At 43.0% G+C, this 19,737-nt stretch carries 15 protein-coding genes; 8 read left to right on the top strand and 7 right to left on the bottom strand.

Going from position 1 to position 19,737, the window contains the following annotated elements; translation table 11 throughout:
* Positions 1-215: 215 nt before the first annotated feature.
* From HWQ36_RS32910 to HWQ36_RS32900, 3 genes are all read right to left on the bottom strand, one after another.
* The gene (locus HWQ36_RS32910; protein ID WP_292710917.1) at positions 216-425 is read right to left on the bottom strand and encodes a hypothetical protein; all 210 of its coding nucleotides are present in this window, start codon (positions 423-425) and stop codon (positions 216-218) included.
* Between the two features lie 303 nt (positions 426-728).
* The gene (locus tag HWQ36_RS32905; protein WP_292710928.1) at positions 729-2,027 is read right to left on the bottom strand and encodes a HEAT repeat domain-containing protein; all 1,299 of its coding nucleotides are present in this window, start codon (positions 2,025-2,027) and stop codon (positions 729-731) included.
* A gap of 107 nt (positions 2,028-2,134) precedes the next feature.
* On the bottom strand, positions 2,135-2,548 hold the full coding sequence (locus HWQ36_RS32900; RefSeq protein WP_292710914.1) for a ubiquinol-cytochrome c reductase iron-sulfur subunit: 414 nt from the start codon (positions 2,546-2,548) through the stop codon (positions 2,135-2,137).
* 474 nt (positions 2,549-3,022) lie between these two features.
* On the opposite strand from HWQ36_RS32900, the gene HWQ36_RS32895 reads away from it, so the two are divergent.
* The 8 genes from HWQ36_RS32895 (at position 3,023) to HWQ36_RS32860 (ending at position 12,978) form a co-directional block, all read left to right on the top strand.
* A complete protein-coding gene (locus HWQ36_RS32895) occupies positions 3,023-4,645 on the top strand; it encodes a ferredoxin--nitrite reductase (protein WP_292710911.1) in 1,623 nt (540 codons plus the stop codon).
* 52 nt (positions 4,646-4,697) lie between these two features.
* Positions 4,698-4,856 carry a hypothetical protein gene (locus tag HWQ36_RS32890; protein WP_292710909.1) on the top strand — a complete coding sequence of 53 codons (159 nt, stop codon included), beginning with the start codon at positions 4,698-4,700 and terminating at the stop codon, positions 4,854-4,856.
* 109 nt (positions 4,857-4,965) lie between these two features.
* A complete protein-coding gene (locus tag HWQ36_RS32885) occupies positions 4,966-6,468 on the top strand; it encodes a NarK family nitrate/nitrite MFS transporter (protein WP_292710906.1) in 1,503 nt (500 codons plus the stop codon).
* Positions 6,469-6,688: 220 nt separating this feature from the next.
* Complete coding sequence (locus tag HWQ36_RS32880) at positions 6,689-8,902, top strand: molybdopterin oxidoreductase family protein (RefSeq protein ID WP_292710903.1); 2,214 nt, start codon at positions 6,689-6,691, stop codon at positions 8,900-8,902.
* A 287-nt stretch (positions 8,903-9,189) separates the two neighbouring features.
* Positions 9,190-9,648, top strand: a complete 459-nt coding sequence (locus HWQ36_RS32875) for a phosphate-starvation-inducible PsiE family protein (RefSeq protein ID WP_292710901.1) — start codon at positions 9,190-9,192, stop codon at positions 9,646-9,648.
* 250 nt (positions 9,649-9,898) lie between these two features.
* Entirely contained in the window at positions 9,899-10,351 is a 453-nt protein-coding gene (locus HWQ36_RS32870; protein ID WP_292710898.1) for a nitrate reductase associated protein, read from the top strand.
* Between the two features lie 213 nt (positions 10,352-10,564).
* Positions 10,565-11,167: a DJ-1/PfpI family protein gene (locus HWQ36_RS32865; protein ID WP_292710895.1), complete on the top strand. Its 603-nt coding sequence runs from the start codon at positions 10,565-10,567 to the stop codon at positions 11,165-11,167.
* A 440-nt stretch (positions 11,168-11,607) separates the two neighbouring features.
* The gene (locus tag HWQ36_RS32860; RefSeq protein ID WP_292710892.1) at positions 11,608-12,978 is read left to right on the top strand and encodes a PrsW family glutamic-type intramembrane protease; all 1,371 of its coding nucleotides are present in this window, start codon (positions 11,608-11,610) and stop codon (positions 12,976-12,978) included.
* 325 nt (positions 12,979-13,303) lie between these two features.
* On the opposite strand, the gene HWQ36_RS32855 is transcribed toward HWQ36_RS32860, so the two are convergent.
* From HWQ36_RS32855 to HWQ36_RS32840, 4 genes are all read right to left on the bottom strand, one after another.
* Positions 13,304-13,951 (bottom strand): hypothetical protein, encoded by a 648-nt coding sequence (locus HWQ36_RS32855; protein ID WP_292710889.1) that lies wholly within the window; start codon positions 13,949-13,951, stop codon positions 13,304-13,306.
* A 146-nt stretch (positions 13,952-14,097) separates the two neighbouring features.
* Complete coding sequence (locus HWQ36_RS32850) at positions 14,098-15,678, bottom strand: CHAT domain-containing protein (protein WP_292710885.1); 1,581 nt, start codon at positions 15,676-15,678, stop codon at positions 14,098-14,100.
* A 422-nt stretch (positions 15,679-16,100) separates the two neighbouring features.
* Positions 16,101-18,389: a protein phosphatase 2C domain-containing protein gene (locus HWQ36_RS32845; protein WP_292710880.1), complete on the bottom strand. Its 2,289-nt coding sequence runs from the start codon at positions 18,387-18,389 to the stop codon at positions 16,101-16,103.
* Positions 18,390-18,995: 606 nt separating this feature from the next.
* Positions 18,996-19,361: an NAD(P)H-quinone oxidoreductase subunit M gene (locus HWQ36_RS32840; RefSeq protein WP_292710877.1), complete on the bottom strand. Its 366-nt coding sequence runs from the start codon at positions 19,359-19,361 to the stop codon at positions 18,996-18,998.
* Positions 19,362-19,737 lie beyond the last annotated feature (376 nt).

The raw sequence follows: 19,737 nt of genomic DNA, 5'->3' as shown, positions 1-19,737 counted from the left end.
TGGGCGTTAGGAACTAGCGCTTCTGCCCTTGGAGGGGATGTAAGACCAAAGTCTTCAGGACGTAAAAAATCCATGAAGTCCGAGGCAATCCCCGTTGAATTGGGAAGCCTACACTGTACCGTAAGGTCAGTGTAGGTAGTTCACGTATCGATCTATTAATTTCTAAATAAGCAACTGTAAACCTCTAGATGGGTATTGTGCCTATAATCGCTATCTCATAACTCCGAACCGTTACGAACCCGTTCAAGAAATTCAGGATAATTTTCCAAATCCTCTAGAGATTGTAAGGCTGGCATTTCAACCCAGTTAGCCTCTATGTGTAGCTTATCAAGATAGGCATAAAATGCTTCTCGATCATCTCGATGAGCTAAAACATAGGCTTGCAATTCTTTCTGACTCATAGCCTGAAAGTTAGATTTGCTCATTGCACGTATCTCCATCTGCCATTGGGATATATTTCAATAATATTCTCATCGCCTGCCAAGAAGAACACATTGCCTGTTCGTTCGTCTACACGAACCACATTTATGGGCAAGTAAAACTTAGTAAACAAGCAGCACAATATAAAGCACTGCGTCTTTTGTTCTGGCGTAGGAATAATTCTTGCTCTTATCACCTCTCATCGCGCAGAGTATATCATTTTCTGGAGGCTACTTCTTTAAATCTGGGTTTGACATAATTTCCTATACAAATCACTCTTTTTGCCTCCCCATTCTCTTGAAGAAAATTTACCACTCAGCCAAAGCGATCGCTATTCCTTGTTGCAAATCTGGTGTGAGTGCAGCATTATTTGCTAATTGCTGCAATTGTTGATGTGCAATTTCCCCATCCAAATTTTTGAGTGCAGCGATCGCGTGTAGTTTCACCGATGCATTAGAATCAGCTAGCAGTGAAATCAATGGTTCAATTGCTTGTATTTCGCCTAGCTGTCCTAAAGATAAAGCGATCGCACTTTTTACACTAACAATCTCTGTGGCTGGATGCTGCGATCGCAGTATTTGTAATAATATTTCTGCGGCTTGTGTAGTTTGCAGCTTTTGGACTCGCCCCAAAACTGTAACAATTTCTTGCCAAAGTGTCTCTGAAGTGCATTGATTAAATGCTGTTTGCAAATATTCCAAACTAGATACCGTCCCCACCCAACTTAAAGCACGGATGGTTTCTAATTGCAGCTTTGTTGGTATCTGGGGTGAAATCAACAAATCAAATAAATGTTTTGCAGCTTCATCACAACCCATCCGAGAAAGGGAAACTGCAGCTGCACAACAAACATCAAGATTAAAGTCGTAAAGCTTGGCTTGCAGTCTCGTCACCAAGTCTAATGCTTCGCGTAAATCGGGGCGAAAACCTAAACCAAGCACTGCTGCACGCCTAACTGTATCAGCAATATCATCCAAAGCGTTTAACAAGATTGGTGGTATCCGTTCATCATGAAAACTGCTGAGGGCTTCAATTGCAGCAGTGCGGATTGTTGCTTGTGAATCTTGTACTACACTCAATAGTGGTGTGATGGTTTCGGTTTGGGGAATACAGGAAAGCGATCGCACTGCTAAAAGTCGTGTATCTTCATTTAATAGAAGTTCAGAGAGGGCAGCGATCGCAACAGTACCCATTTGTCCTAGTGCTGTGGTTGCGATCGCTTTGAGTTCTTCATCCTCATCATTTTTCAACAATTCAACCAAAGGTGCGATCGCTTCTGGCTGCTGAAATTCGCCTAAAGTCCGCGCTGCATACCAGCGTAATTCTTCCTCTGCATCTTCATCTTCTAAGATGTCAATAAGTGGTGAGATGGCAATATTTCCCAGATGAATCAACACCTTGGTGATTTCCCAGCGTTGTTGAAAATCTCCCATCTCTAACATTGAAAGTGCTAATGTCAGCAGATATTCTCGATTTTTAACTACTTCTGGATGTTGCGATTCTGACCCTAAAATTAATTGTTGTAAATATTGAATCAGTGATGACCAATCATCTGAATTATGTGCTATCTGGGCTTGCACCAAAAGCTGGTTGATATTACTCACGATACCCTGCTTTAATTATCAATCTTCTACCTCCTGCTCCCTGCTCCCCTGCTCCCCCGGTTACTGAGCGTAGTCGAAGTATGCCCCCTGCTCCCTGCCCCCTGCCTCCACTAGGTTGGCTTGACTACAACTGAATTACCCTCAATTTTAGCGGTGTAAGTTGTCAGAGGATTTGGAGCTGGGCCTTTTAGCACTTTACCATCAGATCCATATTCTGAACCATGACAGGGACAAGCGAATTTTTTTGCCTCAGCTTTCCATGCGACGGTGCAACCTGCATGAGTACAGGTTGGGTTAACAGCTGTCAGATTTGCGCCTTTAGATGTGCCGACTACCAACACAGGCCCAACAGGTGAGTTTTTAACCAGCAATTGACCAGTTTTATCTAATTCTGCCGAAGTGCCTACTGTTTGCCAATCTCTAGATGCAGAAGGTGTTTGAGAAGAACAAGCTGCGATCGCTACAGGTAGAGAACTCGCTATCAAACCCAAACCTACCCAATTAATAAAATCACGACGTTTCATAAGTGCCACACTCAATTTTGGATTTTGGATTTTGGATTTTGGATTAATCTATGTGAATCTAAAATCGCTTCGGTCATCTCAAACACTCTTCTTCAAGCGCTTTGTGTGGCTCATTGGCTGACTTTGATGCAAATAACGCATATTACGTATTCGTTTTCAGCAACTTTACTAAAAAATCGTAACAATTTATACGATTTTAACAGAAAACTCATCTTAAGTTATGAGTATCGAAATTGTTACATGAACATTATCTAAATGTGCTTGACAAATTTTCCAGATGTAAATGGCGACAAGTTTTCCTTAATAACCACGGGTTTGAAGTTTCACGTTGGAATGCTTTTGAGTAACAATAATCAGCCGTAATCGAATATTTAAGTTTTTATTCCCTAACCTTCGTAGATACACCTTTGGTGGAACTACGGGTTGATTGATATTGGGCAATTAGCACCACAAATTCTCACGAGAGTCAGCCTCATGACAGACACAACAACTACGACTACCAGCCTCAATAAATTCGAGAAATTCAAGGCGCAAAAAGATGGACTCGCTATCAGGGACGAGATAGAGAAATTTGCCGTTTTGGGCTGGGAAGCAATGGACGAAACCGATCGCGATCATCGGCTCAAGTGGGTAGGCGTGTTTTTTCGCCCTGTTACCCCAGGCAAGTTTATGATGCGGTTACGGATGCCTAACGGTATTCTCAGCAGCAGTCAGATGAGTGTTTTAGCCCAAGTGGTGCAGCGTTACGGGGATGATGGGTGTGCCGATATTACTACGAGACAAAATATCCAATTACGGGGGATCAGGATTGAAGATTTACCAGATATCTTCAATAGATTTCACGCAGTTGGTTTAACTTCTATCCAGTCAGGGATGGATAACATCCGCAACATCACAGGTGATCCGGTGGCGGGGTTGGATGCTGATGAGTTGTACGACACACGAGAGTTGGTACAGCAAATTCAAGATATGCTTACCAATAAAGGTGAAGGAAACCCAGAGTTTAGCAACTTACCACGGAAATTTAATATTGCGATCACAGGTGGAAGAGACAACTCAGTTCACGCTGAAATTAACGATTTAGCTTTTGTTCCAGCATTTCAAGAAGCAGGGGAGCAGGGGAGCAGGGGAGCAGGGGAGCAAAATTTCCCCTCTGCTCATTCACACCACAAAATTTTCGGGTTTAACGTTTTAGTCGGTGGCTTTTTCTCAGCTAAACGTTGTGAGGCGGCGATTCCTCTAAATGCTTGGGTGGCTCCAGAAGATGTGGTAGCTGTATGTAGAGCAGTTTTGGAAGTCTTTCGCGATCATGGCCCGCGTGCTAATCGGCAAAAATCCCGTTTGATGTGGCTAATTGATGAATGGGGTTTAGAAAAATTTCGAGCAGAATTAGAAAACCGTTTGGGTAAATCATTATTACCCGCAGCCGCAAAAGACGAGATTGACTGGGAAAAACGCGACCACATCGGAATATATAAACAAAAGCAACCGGGTTTAAATTACGTAGGGTTAAATATTCCCGTTGGGCGACTGTATGCCGAAGACATGTTTGAAATCGCTCGTTTAGCAGACGTTTTCGGCAGTAGTGAAATCCGCTTTACCGTTGAGCAAAACATTGTTATCCCCAACATTTCTGACTCACGGCTAGCAACATTTTTAACAGAACCGTTGCTAGAAAGATTTTCGATTAATCCAGGTTTACTGGCGCGATCGCTAGTATCTTGCACAGGCGCACAATTTTGCAACTTCGCCCTCATCGAAACCAAAAACCGCGCCCTGGAAATGATTAAAGCCTTAGAAGAAGACTTAATCTTCATCCATCCAGTGCGAATTCACTGGACAGGATGCCCCAACTCTTGCGGCCAGCCTCAAGTTGCAGACATCGGCTTGATGGGAACCAAAACTCGTAAAAATGGCAAAACCCTCGAAGGCGTTGACATTTATATGGGCGGCAAAGTCGGCAAAGATGCCCATTTAGGAACTTGCATCACCAAAGGCATACCATGCGAAGACTTGCAGCCAATATTGCAAGAATTACTCATCAACAACTTTGGCGCAAAACTCAAGGAAGAAGCCCTACTAGTTAGTCACTGCTAGTGCTTATCGGAGTATTGGGCAGCAAAACTCATACTTCAACCTTAAAGGCTCAATGTTCAGCCTCAAAGGTGCAACTTCCGAGTTAAAAGGCGCAACCTCCGAGTTGAAAGGCGCAACCTTCGAGTTGAAAGGCGCAACCTTCGAGTTGAAAGGTGCAACCTTCGAGGTAAAAGGCGCAATCTCCGAGTTGAAAGGTGCAACCTCCGAGTAAAAAGGTTCATCTTCCGAGTTAAAAGGTTCAATCTCCGAGTAAAAAGGCTCATCTTCCGAGTAAAAAGGCTTATCTTCTCCTATCTATTCTCTCAATTAGAAAGATTGAAATGCTTAAAAAATTATTTTCATTCAGCGATCGCTACCGCATTTTACATCAGACTTGGTTTGCTTTCTTTCTCACCTTTGTCTGTTGGTTTAACTTTGCTCCCTTCGCTACAACCATTGGTAGAGAGCTACATTTAGCCCCTGAGCAAATCAAAACTTTGGGCATCTGTAACCTCGCCCTCACAATTCCCGCCCGGCTAATCATTGGGATGCTTCTGGATCGTTTTGGCCCCAGAATCACCTACTCAATGCTGCTGATGTTTGCAGTTGTTCCTTGTTTAGCAACAGCCCTAGCGCAAGACTTTAATCAATTAGTCATCAGTCGCTTGCTGATGGGAATTGTCGGGTCTGGATTTGTTGTCGGTATCCGCATGGTGGCAGAATGGTTCCAGCCGAAGGAGATGGGAGTTGCTCAAGGCATTTATGGCGGTTGGGGCAACTTTGGAGCTTTTGGTGCAGAGTTTGCCTTACCGATGATTGCAGTTTCTACAAGCTTCTTCGCTGGTGGCGCTTCTAACTGGCGATTAGCGATCGCACTTACAGGTATTATTGCAGCTATCTATGGCGTAATTTATTACAATACTGTCCAAGATACGCCCACAGGCAAAGTCTACAGTAAACCTAAAAAGAATGGTTCCCTAGAAGTGACTAGCATCAAAAGCTTCTGGGCAATGATTATCTCGAATTTTGGTTTGATTTTCGCCTTGGGTTTATTAGCTTGGCGTTTAGAACAAAAGAAAATTCACTTTCTAACTCTGAGTCAAATGTATTTGACTTGGTTGGTATTAGCAGGATTATTTGCTTACCAAAGTTACAAAGCTTGGGAAGTAAACCGAGAACTTCTGACTGGCAAGAAAACTTACCCTGCATCTGAACGCTTTCAATTTGGTCAAGTAGCTTTACTCGAATTCACTTATGTAACTAACTTTGGCAGCGAACTAGCAGCCGTTTCTATGCTCCCGGCATTTTTTGAGAAAACCTTTGGTTTAGAACATGTTGTTGCTGGGATGATTGCCGCTACCTATCCCTTCTTAAACTTGGTTTCTCGTCCTAGTGGTGGCTTAATTTCTGATAAATTTAGTTCGCGGAAGTGGACAATGACAATTATCAGCGTTGGTATCGGTTTTAGTTACTTGATGGCACATTTTATTAATAGTAGCTGGCCGATTCCGGTAGCGATCGCAGTGACAATGTTTGCCGCTTACTTTGCCCAAGCTGGCTGCGGTGCAACCTACAGCATCGTACCCATGATTAAGAAAGAAGCCACTGGACAAATTGCCGGCAATGTGGGAGCTTACGGTAATTTTGGCGGCGTAGTTTACCTGACAATTTTTAGCTTAACCGACGCTCCCACACTATTTGGCACAATGGGTATAGCTGCACTAATCTGTGCTTTTATGTGTGCCTTCTTCCTCAAAGAACCAAAAGGTTCCTTTGCCGCCGCCTATGAAAGTGAATTACCAGAAACGGCAACTACAAACTCTATCTTATTAACTGAAGAATAATCAGCCGAAAGATGAAGTAGTGATAACCATCAGATTTAAACACTTCATCTTTTCTCTGCGCTCTCTGCGTCTTGGCGGTTCGTTATTTATCGAACCGCCAAGAACGCCAAGAACGCCAAGAAAGAAGAGTTTCAAAGAGTTTTTGTGTAAAGGATAAGTTTCTCAAGCTAGCGCTGCATTTGAGGTTGCACAATCAAAATAACAAAATGGTACAACTGCCATGAGTGAATTTACCAAAACCCTTTGTCCTTACTGTGGTGTTGGCTGTGGACTAGAAGTTTCACCCCCAGCCCAACTCGGCAAAGCAACTAATCGAGATGGTCAAGGAAATCCGACTTGGCGGGTACGCGGCGATAAAGCCCATCCATCTAGTCAGGGTATGGTTTGTGTTAAAGGTGCAACGATCGCAGAATCTTTAGATAAAAATAGATTACATTACCCAATGGTGCGAGACTCTTTAGATCAAGAGTTTCGGCGCGTCAGTTGGGATGAAGCTTTTAATCTCATCACGCGGCGCATTCAAACAGTCCGCTTCACTCAAGGGCCAGAAGCGTTATGTATGTATGGTTCCGGTCAGTTTCAAACCGAGGATTACTACATAGCCCAGAAGCTGATGAAAGGCTGTCTGGGTACTAATAATTTTGATGCCAACTCCCGTTTATGTATGTCGAGTGCTGTGGCTGGCTACATTCAAAGCTTTGGTGCAGATGGCCCGCCCTGTTGTTACGAAGACCTGGAGTTAACTGACTGTGCATTTTTAATTGGCACTAATACAGCCGAATGTCACCCCATCGTTTTTAATCGACTTGAGAAATATCACAAAAAGAACCGCAAGGTCAAAATGATTGTGGTAGACCCCCGACGCACGCCAACCGCCGAAGCCGCCGACTTGCATTTAGCCATTCGTCCCGGTACAGATATCGATTTGTTAAACGGCATCGCCCACTTATTGATGCGCTGGAACTACATTGATACCATGTTCATGGACGACTGCACCAGTAACTTTCCTGCTTATGCTGAGGTGATTCGCCACTATCCCCCGGAAGTGGTAGCTCGTCAATGCGGAATCAGTATTGAAGATTTAGAAACAGCAGCTCGTTATTGGGGTCAATCACAGCGAGTACTATCTTTGTGGTCGATGGGTGTAAATCAATCCTCAGAAGGGACAGCCAAGGTAAGAACTATCATCAACCTGCATCTGATGACTGGACAAATCGGCAAACCTGGGGCTGGCCCTTTTTCCCTCACCGGACAACCAAACGCAATGGGGGGACGGGAAGCTGGAGGTTTAGCGCATTTATTACCAGGTTATCGGACGGTGAAAAATCCTCAGCACCGCGCAGAAGTTGAGGAGTTTTGGGGACTAAAGCCAGGACAGATTTCGCCCAATCCCGGTTTGAGTGTTTGGGAAATGATTACTAGCTTAGAAAATGATGCTGTCGGATTACTGTGGATTGCGGCTACTAATCCAGCTGTCAGTATGCCAGATTTGGAGCGGACTAAGAAGGCGTTATTGCGATCGCCTTTTACCATTTACCAAGACGCTTATTATCCCACAGAAACCTCTGCCTATGCTCATGTTCTGTTACCCGCAGCCCAGTGGGGTGAAAAAACTGGTGTGATGACAAACTCAGAACGGGTGGTAACTCTGTGTCAAGCATTTCGCCAACCGCCAAGAGAAGCTAAAGCCGATTGGGAAATTTTCGCTGAAGTTGGACGGAGATTAGGTTTTGAAAGAGAGTTCGCCTTTGCTAACTCGGCTGAAGTTTATGCTGAGTTTGTCAAACTAACTCAAAATCGCCCCTGCGAGATGACAGGTATCAGTCACGCAAAATTACAAACAGAAGGCCCGACTCAATGGCCTCATCCCGAAGAAAGCAGGGGGAGCAGAGGAGCAGGGGAAGCAGGGGGAAAAACCTCTGGAAAGCGGTTATATACAGATTTACGCTTCCATACCCCTGACGGACGCGCCCAGTTTGGGGCATATTACTCAAAAGGATTGGCAGAACCACCAGACCCAGATTATCCTTTTGTGCTAACGAATGGACGACTTTACGGACATTGGCATACTCAGACACGTACCGGTCGCATTGAAAAAATTTGTAAAATGCACCCCGAACCGTTTATCGAAATTCATCCCCGTGATGCTGCGAAGTTAGGTATTGTAGATAATCAGTGTGTGCAAGTGCGATCGCGTCGAGGTAAAGCTCAATTTCCTGCTAAAGTAACAAAAGCGATCGCACCTGGTACAGTTTTTGTCCCTATGCACTGGGGTTCACTGTGGGCAGATAATGCCGAAGCTAACGCCCTCACCCATCCAGAATCTTGTCCAGATTCGCTGCAACCAGAATTAAAAGCCTGTGCTGTGCAGCTGATACCAATTTCTGTAGAATTTACAGTCAAAAGTCATCAACTCCAGTCCTTACAGTGGTAAGCTGCTCCTTGTACCTATAAAGTGGTAATTTATAACTAGCAATAGGTAATTTCGTCAATCATCAATAGTTAATAGTTATTATCATTTTTTATGACTATCTACTTTTGACTGTTACCAATTACCATATCTAAAGAGGCTAAATCTCTAGTAACAAGAGGTTTTACTAAGTCGATTTTAGCTATAGAGCAAAAATAAAAATCTGAATTACGAATTACGAATTACGAATTACTTTAATCCTCTAGATTTATCTATGGGATTTTCTTTTATTTAAAAATTGGGTGCAGCAAATGAAAAAGTTACTGAGGCGAATTCTCGGAGCTACCAAAGATGAGAACTTCATGCACATTGTTGAAAACATAGAGGTGCTAGTTTCTAAAGTTCTATCTATTTTTATGGTAATTGTAATTTTGGTTGCGATCGGAGACTTAGCAGTTTTTATTTTTAAAGAGTTATTGACAGCCCCTTACGCTAAGTTTAACATAACTTTGTATAAGATTTTTGGCTTATTTTTGAATATTTTAATCGCTTTAGAAATCTTAGAAAATATCACAGCTTATTTGCGAAAGCACGTTTTTCATGTTGAATTAGTTATTGTTACTTCTTTAATTGCTGTTGCCAGAAAAATTATTATTCTTGACTTAGAAAAAGTTACAGGTATTGATATAATTGGTTTAGGAATAGCTATTCTCGCCCTCTCAATTAGTTATTTGATAATTCGTCTCAGTAATGATCGAAACACTCCTTAAAAATAGAGCTTGATTCAGATGTTTTTGCGTAGAATACTTAGGGAGATATAGTTTGGTCTGAATCTACCCACAAATAATAGAGTATACTGGATAATTAAGAACAGCCAAAACTGCATTTTGGATAAATTATTAGTGCGCGATCGCTACTTAAGTATTGTTTTAAATTACTAATTTTTGTAACTGAAAATCTCAAAAATTGTCGATAGTTTAAAATCGTTAATTTAAATAATAGAATTTTGAATAATTGACTATGACAGATTTTTTTCAATTTGAAGCAGACTTTGTTGATTCCCTGCGTTGTATCCCCATGCAGGTGCGTTGCAATTTAGATACTTGTGGCATTAAGCTAAAATTGTCTGATTGGAATCAACTGACTACAGCCGAGCGTCAAGCTTTAGTCGAGTTACCTTGCACTACAGAAACGGAAATTCAGTCTTACCGCGAACATATCCAACAATTAATTTTACAACGCACGGGTATACCAGCTACAGAATTACCCATCGAGCTACATCCTGCATGGCTAGACTCTAGCACTGTACCACCTAGCCTCCAGGAAAAAGCTCGAGAAATAGGTGTAAACCTGACACCGCAACATTGGGCAGCTTTAACGTCCTTACAGCGTTTTGCCTTAATCAAACTCAGCCACCCAGGACATGAAAGCAAAAACTTTCCCATTGCGATCGCAGAATTTCATCTGCTTTAATTACAGAACAAATATGTCCAGTGCATTACACTTTGTTAACTTGCCACCATCAAATGATACATTACCGCAGAGTTAGTGCTGCAATGTGTCAAAAATTCGTGCGTCTGCTTACGCCTAATGGACTCGACTCTAAATTAATATTTATTTTATAAACAACTGATAAATATTGACTCTAAACTATTGACTATTAACTAATAGGTGGGGGTAGAAAGTATGGCTGCAAAGAAACTTTTGATGCTGGTTGGGGACTATGTAGAAGACTATGAAGTGATGGTTCCTTTCCAGGCATTGCAAATGGTGGGGCACACCGTCCATGCAGTTTGCCCAGACAAAAAAGCTGGTGACAAGGTGCGGACAGCAGTTCATGACTTTGAAGGAGATCAAACTTATAGTGAAAAACCCGGCCACAATTTTACTTTAAATGCTACTTTCGCCGAAGTAGACGCTGCAACCTATGATGCCTTAGTCATTCCCGGAGGACGGGCACCAGAATATATCCGCCTGAATCAACAGGTGCTAACAATCACCCGTCACTTTGCCCAAACGAATAAACCGATTGCTGCCATCTGCCACGGCTTACAGTTATTAGCAACTGCTGATGTACTGCAAGGAAAGAGATGTACTGGATACCCTGCTTGTAGCCCAGATGTCAAGAGTGCTGGAGGGTTTTATGTCGATATCCCTGTTGATGAGGCAATAGTTGATGGTAATTTGGTGACAGCACCAGCTTGGCCTGCTCACCCGCGTTGGCTGGCAGAATTCCTGATAGTACTTGGAACTAAGATTGAAAACCTAGAATTGGTTACAGTTGTTTGAGCCAATACACCGAAAATCTTTTGGGGCGATATTCAGGGCAGTTTCTTTACCTACTCCCTGCTTCAAATAGACTGTGGCAAAAACAACTGACAACAGACCACCAGAAATTATATATTTTCTAAATGAAACTAAATGCAGTAAAAACTACTGTTTTTTGATAAATTGCCTGGGATTAAATTTACAGCTAGGATGTCAAAAGCAGGCAAACTATACAGTCTGATTCATCCGCCTGACAAGCCCATTTAGGACAAACTCTCAGTACATGGAATACTTATTAACATTAGGTGAAACAATTTGAAATTTCCCATCAATAATTTTAAATTTCTTAGCAGTAAGTGAAGCTATAGTGGATTTAGCAATGCTGCTGTTAATGTGGCTAAGGTTAGTCCTGCTGCCAAATTATATGAAGAAGAATTAGTTTAGAAACGCACACTAACTCGATGACAGGCAAAAACGCAAGACATAATGCATTTCTGCGGCTAGTGTCTGGTAATGGGGCAGCTTCTGGATCAGAATCTCGCTACTCGCTGCCCCCCAGCAAAGAGATGGTAATTGGACGCGACCCCAGCTGCCAAGTTGTCTTGGATGCCATGATGTACCGGATGGTATCTCGTCGTCATGCGGTGGTTCGTCCCCTCTCTTTATCGCCAGATAGCAAATTCAGCTGGGTGCTTTGTGATTTAAATAGTGCTAATGGCACTTATTTGAATGGACAACGCTTGTATGAATGTCAGGAATTGCACCAAGGCGATCGCATTTCTCTAGGTGCTGATGGCCCACAATACGTTTTTGAGTACGAGTTTACTTACCAAACCCCGGCCACAACAGTTAACCAAGTTACACCATTACCTTCGGCGACAAATCACCACGGCCATACGCAATTAAAGCAGCCAGATTCTGTTAGTTTCACTCAGCTTTTCCCCATTATTTCCACTGGTAAAGATTTAACTCGGAAAGCTTACCTCGTACCGGGAATACTGACCGTAATCTTTGTAGTGTTAATGTTTGCTACAGTCGGTCAGCCCCAAGCTAATCAAATTATCGTTGCAACTTACATCGCCTTTGCTGCCTACTATTTTGTTTACCAACTTTGCGGTAAACAGAAGCCTTGGTGGGTGCTAATGGGTGCGGCATTGAGTACAACGTTAATTTTACTCAGTCCACTGTTGGATGTATTTATTTTCGTGTTTCGCGGTATTCTTCCTGGAAACTTGTCCTCACCTCAAGAATCTACCACCTTCACAGAGTTACTGGTACGGATGTTTTTTGGTGCTGGGTTGATGGAGGAGTTACTCAAGGCATTACCTGTGTTAGGGGCGTTTGCTATCGGTAGAATGTTGTCTTCGCCTTGGCGGGAAAAGATCGGCGTTTGGGAACCTCTAGATGGTATTCTCCTGGGAACGGCTTCTGCTGTGGGCTTTACTCTATTGGAAACTCTCGGACAATATGTGCCCGACATTGCCCAACAGGTAGGTATAGGCGCTGCTGGTCAACTCGCGGGTTTACAACTGCTAATTCCGAGAATTTTAGGCTCTGTAGCAGGACACATGGCTTATAGTGGCTACCTGGGCTATTTTATCGGGTTGGCTGTTCTCAAGCCCAGTAGAAGTTGGCAAATTCTTTCTATTGGTTATCTTAGTGCTGCTGCACTCCACGCTCTGTGGAATGCTACAGGATCTATCAATGCTTTGCTGTTGGTAGTTGTTGGGGTGTTATCTTACGCCTTTTTAATGGCAGCAATTCTCAAGGCACGGGCGCTATCACCAACGCGATCGCAAAATTTTGCTACCCGATTTCTAGGGCCAAAATAAGAGATGGGGGGCAGGGGGCAGGGGGCAGAGGAGCAAGGGAATAATTTGAATATTTATATCTTTGGATAGATGGCCTGGCTAGAAAATAAGCGTATCGTAAGTTTACTATGGGTTAGCTATGCCTAAAAAATAAAAATCATTCAACTTCTTGCAAAAGTCTTGATTTTCGACTCTTTTTTTGCCTCTCTGCGTAATGTAAATCAACATTTTTGCAAGAGATGACTCTGAACGTATAGCGATTACAAAGGGTGGGCTATGCGAACACAGCGCATGATGAAAATTTAGCTTTCTCTACTTTTTCGATCCCCGATTCCCAATTCCCCATTCATACCTCAGGCTGAGACTGGTTGAGTTGAGTAAAAGCATAAGAAGCGATCGCTAAACTAACCTTTGCTTTCTCTACTTCTGATAAAGCTGTCCACTCGCTATTGTTAAGATTGCTGATGGCAGATGCCGCGTTTTTCGATTCGCTACTTCGCATAGCGTAAGCAAAAGGACGAGCTAAAACTAAAAGATCCTCAGTTCCCCAAGTTGGTAGTACTGTCTGAACACACTCAACTAGTTGTTCACCCATTGATTGCTGGGCAGTAAAAATCTCAGTAGCTTTCTGGGCGATGGTATTGAGCAATGTTTGGGGAACACAGGCGGCAAAAGTAGTACGTAGTGCTTCTTGAAGATTCAGTACTAGTGCCTGTTGGTGATTGTCATGATAGCTTGACGTAAGGGAGATATTAGACCAAAGTGTGTCTAGATTGCTATAAAAATCTTGCGATCGCGTTGTCAGTTCTTCCTCAAGTAAATCTTGCATTCCGAACTGTTGTTCTAATTCATGAAAATAAGCTTCTGATTCTTCATCGGCTGGATTCCAGGGATAAGTAGCATCGTCTGGTTCTAGTAGCGCTTCTAATAAATCTAAATCTACTTGAGACGGCAAAGAAGAGAAGGTGTCTGAGCCGTTAATTATTTTAGCCATTTTTATTGTCTCCCGATTATCTGGTGGTATTGACAACTACAATTCCTTACAAGAGATTTCCGCAAAAACAGTTGATTTTTTCTCTGGGAAAAATAGATTTTAAAAGCTGATGTTAAACATCAAAATCCACTTATGCAATAGCTATACTAGGAGTCTTCAATAATAAACTCCCAGGTTTCACCTCTAGCACTTCCAAACTTTAGCTGCATTCCCGATTTCAAAGGTACTTCCTCTCGGAGGATTTGTTGCCATCCATTAGGGCCTAAAAACCAGGTTGTACCGTAGGTGGAAAAATCTTGCAAGTAATAAGTTCGCTCCAATGTAGCATCAGTAAGAGTATTACGGCAGAAGATTTCAGCGTGGCGTTTGGATACAGATGGTTCAGCGATGACAATATCATTATCTCTCGTGCGGCCGATGCGGGTGACTCCATAACGCACCAACCAGGTTTTACCATTGGGAGTGAGCGATCGCAACGAAGCAGTCGGAAGCGGTGAACTTACATCAGGAATGGCTGTGTCTGGTAGTTCGGTAATACCTTCATCTAGATTCTTAATGAGTTCGCCATTAAAATCTGGATGCAGGTAGAGAACAGGCAAAGTCCAAGCTGGTTGATTAAATTTATACAGTGTTAATAACTCTTGCCTAGCCAGTGATACGGCTTCATCAATTGGTTTGTGCGATCGCAAAGCTTCGGTAAACGCTTGAATAAAACTGTGGCTTTCGTGATCGGCGATTTCATCGCGCATCCCCAAAACGGCAGGCACACCATGACGAATCAGTACTTCTGCTAAACTACTGGCAGGTATGGCTTGATGATTGATAGCAGCTGGTTGTGCGCCCCAACAGGCATTGAAAAGTGCTAGTTTCACACCTGTACGGGTCAATACTTGCGCCAATTCTATCCCATTCAGGGGCATATCTGGTCGCAAAAACAGTAACCCTCCGTCTGCTCCTGGCAAACCATGTCCAGCGTAAAAGAAAACGTTGTATGCTTTGGTTTCTAATTCTTGAATCAACTCTTGTGGAGTTGGTTGTATGAGTTGATTCACTATACAAGGTGCATATCTTTGAGAATTACCATCCACAGATGTATCTACAAGACTTTGCTGTAAAATAGCCGCTTCTTGTTCTAGTTGCAGCTTTTCATCATGACCTAAAACTAGCAAAATACTTAAAGCCTGGTCAGTTCGCAAATATGGTAATGGGTCAACTTCACTGCTAGTGCGACTAAATAGCAAATCTTGTGAGAGAGACATTGCCGATTGACCAGGTTCACGCTGCATAATTTCCCAAGGGAGAGCGATCAGATCCGGGTCACGAATTTCTAGCCGAAAGCGTAAACGTGTATGCTGACCCATAGCAATCCCGCGACTCCGTTCTAGACTACCGAGAATTTGCCCGTCAAATACCCAGCGCCATAAATTCATTCCCAAGTATTGCATCAAACGACTGCTGTAAGGGCCAGTGGTTTGACCAGAAGGGGGTGAAATCCAATCTATAGGGAATGGGTTGGACTTTTGAGATGTTGAGTTTGGGGAAATATCTAGCCGACTATGGCCAGCAAACATTTGCTGCCATTCTTGCCAGACTTGATTGAGTTCAACAGGCCATACACAGTCACGTAAAACGTAGCCACTGGGATAGGGAGCCTTGACCACCCAAATAGCGAAGTTGTCAGTGCCAGTGTTTAGGAGACGGGCGATCGCCAAATTCAGGGATGGCATGGATTCATAAAACTAAAAGCTAAAACAAATAATTTTAATAGAAGAAGTCAGAATTCAGAATTCAGAATAAATGAGTGGGGGATTTAAACCCGGCATTAATTGTTTTGCACCAAACTTAGATATATGGTGGGAGTATTGAACTCGGTTATTCAGACGCGATGCTCATACGAGACGCTGCGCGTAGTAAGATCCCCGCAGGAGTATCGAATACTCGCTCTCAGCGAAGCCATACCGTAGGCTTTACGCTGCGCTATCTACTAGTGGTACATAATTCATTCTGAATTCTGACTCCTGACTCCTGAATTCTGTTTTGATAACAATTCTTCAAGGTGAAAAATTTTTATTTTTTGACCTTGTAAGTTTTTTACTTTGATTGTTACTTGTTATTATTCCAGGTTTTTACCAGTTTATCGAGTATTTGATTAAGTTGGACTGGTATCAGAGGATGGAGTCGCTGGCGGTTGCGTGACGGTTGCACATGGATTTGGTACATCTGATTGTAAAACAGATACACCAAAGCGTTTTAGTTGGGATAAGTCCAGCAATACTGGTTCCGGTAAAGGTTTCAAATTGGGTGGAACTGAGGAAGTGACTGCTGGTTTATTAGTATTAGCTGGAGTTTGCGTGTTTTTGCTTGGACAGACCCGCATAGACACTGCAAAATTTCCAGAAGCAGGTTTAGGATTTGGATTTGTGTTGATAACTTGTAAAAAAGCTCCAGGGGGAAGCGATTGGTTGTTTCCCAAGGAGATTTGATTGTTAGTTTTAATTACCCAGCCAGGAGAAAGGTTATCAAGCGATCGCGCTGCGGGTGTCGCTTCGGTGGTAGGCTTTTGAGTTGGTGTGGGATTGGGGAGAAATGGAAATGAGCCTGATGGCGATCGCAATTCTTTCACGAAGAATCCTAAAGAGCCTGCTATTACCACAAATATTAAAGGAACAATCCACTGTAGCGGTAATTGGCGACTTTTAGCAGGCTCAGTGTCGGGAATCACCTGAGTTTTATGGTTTGGGCTACCTAAAAGGGTTGGATCTGTTGCCCTGGATGCTAAATCAACAGTTTTGGCAGAATAACTCTCTGGAATGAAGGCTTTGATGGTAATTTCTGGTTCCCAGTATTGGACTTGATAATGGACTAGAGCGATGGTGACATTATCGTGTCCATTTTTAGTATTAGCGATTTCGATTAATCTATCGGCAACATTGGCGATGTTTGCTTCCCCAACTAAAATCGGCAAAATTTCTGTTTCCCAGTATTCCTCTACCCGATCAAAATCACTCAAACCATCGGATGTAAGCAGAAAAATAGCATCTTCGTCGAGCATAAACCGTGCCGATGTGGGATGCAATGAAGTACTGGGCCCCATACCCAAAGCCTGGACGAGAGAGCCGGCAGAACTTTGTTGTATAGCATCGCGGTAAATGGCATAGCCTAGCCGCACCTCACGGGAAGCGACATCATCATCAAGGGTAACTTGATAACAACCGTTGCGGGTAATCCAGTAAGCCCGACTATCACCTACATGGGTAATGTACATTTCGTGTGCAACAGGCAATGCCATGACTAAAGTCGTGCCCATGCGCTGCCGTCCTTGGCGATTTTCACCGTCATTGCGCTGACTAATTTTGTCATTGGCAATTGCCACTGCTTTTTCTAGGTCATTAAGCAGTAGTGAGGGGTCTATGTGGTCGTAGGGAACTTTTGTTAGTTGCTGTACCTGCTGCTGGATCGTTTCAATGGCTAAATTTGAGGCGACATTGCCACCTTCGTGACCACCGATGCCATCACAGACGATTGCTAAAGCTGTTGGCTGGGGTGGTTTGCTTATCAGAGTTCCACTGGGAGGGCTACAAGCATCTTCGTTGCGTTGGCGACTTGGGCCAGTGTCGGTTTTGGTGATAATTTTGATCGTGGGCGTTTGCGATCGCCCTAATTGTGCCAGTCCCCCATCTAAAACTGCAATCAATTGGTCAGTTGAGTTAATCTGTCCCTGAATTAAAGAAAGGCTAACCTGCTGAACAAATTCAGTTATGGCTGGTTTGGCTTCATGTACCAACTGCTGCCAAAATTCACCTAACTGCGGCAATTCTGGTGATATTTCGCTGTCGAAACGCAAATCCAACAACCGGACTAACGATCCTTCTACCCGTAATACAGATGAATCTAGCAAGCTAGAAGCGACACCTTCACTTGCCAGAGGTTGCCACAGATGAGCTATTTGCCATAACCAATTGAGTTGGCGCATCGATGTTGCATCACGCCAAGCGGTGGTTAACTCGCTGCCCAAATACACTTGTTGGATTGTGTCATCTACTAATAATGGCGGTTTTAATAGTGGCGGTTTTTCTAAGAGTAATATTTCTCTTTCATGGGAAGATCCGTCAGCTATAAAAATCACTCCATATACCTGTGGTACGTGTAAGCGGTAGGGAATGAGTCTCAGGTAAGCTCTTAGCGGCTGTAAATTCTCTAACTCAGGCGTTAGCGCTAATAAACCAGGTTTCGTGTCTAAAAGAATAAATTTATCAACGACTAAATAGCGATCGGCTAATATTTCTCCAGGGCTACCCACACTTGGGCCATCTACCACAGCCCAGAGGTAATTTTTGGGTAAGGGCGTGGAACATCGCTGGCAAAACTTGTGAGTCAGGGGGTTTGCAGCCTGACAATTTTCATTTGGACAGTAGAGCGTTGCCGCGTCATTTTCCATAGTTTTCGCACCGATCAGCGATTGGCAATTTCTTTAACAGCATTAGTGGGGACAATCTAGACCGCTCATCTTTCTTAAACTTGACATATCCAGACTTTAAATGATGATTTTAGCTGGCGGATATCAGCAGGTGCTAATACTTAACTTATTTAAAAAACACGCTCCTAAGTCAACCCTCCAGCCTCGTCATGTAGTTCAGTTAAGAACTTAGTCTGGTCAGATTTGGGCTTTTTTCAAGCCCCCGGCTTTAGCCGTAGGGTTTCTGACAGCTTCTATTGCTCTGTGACTCTCAATCGCCAAAGCAACTAGCTCCAACCTTTTACCAAAGCATAACCCAAGCATAACTGTGCTATTTGCTTTGGCTGAATTATCGCATTATTCAGAGGCAGAGAATGTTGGCATTTATTTAGTTTATAAGTAGGATAGCAACAATTAACTTTAATTAAGAATAACGATTTTGGTTTTGTCCAAGTGTGTAAACCGTAGCAGCTTAGGAGAAAGAATTTGAATTTCCCCCCTTCCTGCGTCGGGAAGGAGGTTAGGTTAATCGTTATTTGCAGATGAGCTGAATTGTCAGAAGGGTTCAGCCAGACTGCTAGCAACTCTTTAGCTTACTTGTTTGTCATCAATTGCAACTTGGGGAACTCCCATGCTGTAGTTGGTAACGCGGGCAGAAAGATTGTAGCTGATTTCGCCGAGTTGCAGGAGCGATCGCAGATAATGCTCTAAGTCTGACCCCACACGGCGCAAATTATAGTCCGTGAGGTCTGCGCCACTGGATGCTTCTACTAGTTCATCAAATTTTCGATAAACTTTTTGCAGCGTGTCTTCATTCCAGTTAAATTCGTTATCTGGGTCAATATCTAACGTTAAGACCTGTTGACTTGGAACTAGGTCGCCATCCCGGTCAATTTCGCCTGCAAAAATGCGGACATGACGGGTTGTGGACTTGAGCAGCATCGGGTTATCCATAAATAGGGTGTAAGATTTGGGTGAATTACACTGAAATTATTGTAAACGCTATATTCAAGCTTGAATGCTCTCAATTTACAAGCTTTGAACGCAGTTTCAAAAGGGTATATTGAATGGGCATAAGTAAAAATATCACCTGTACTGATTAACTTACTACTTTTGTTAGGAGTTGAAGACGCAGTTAGCAGCTAGTACTGACAGTAGTCCAATTATTTTTCTGTAAAAATTATTGGGAAAGTATTTTTATTTAGGGTATACAAACAAATCAAAGCGGTGTGTGAATCTTAACTACTGCTAGGATTTTCTTACTCATCAAGCCTAAAAGCCAGTAAGGTGAAGCACTCACAAGGAATAATTTGATCTGTGTACATTTTTT

This window comes from Nostoc sp. NMS2 (assembly GCF_017115105.1).
Classification (GTDB): Bacteria; Cyanobacteriota; Cyanobacteriia; order Cyanobacteriales; family Nostocaceae; genus Nostoc.
The sequence above is the reverse complement of the archived record's forward strand: the minus strand, read 5'-3'. Positions and strand labels throughout refer to the sequence as shown.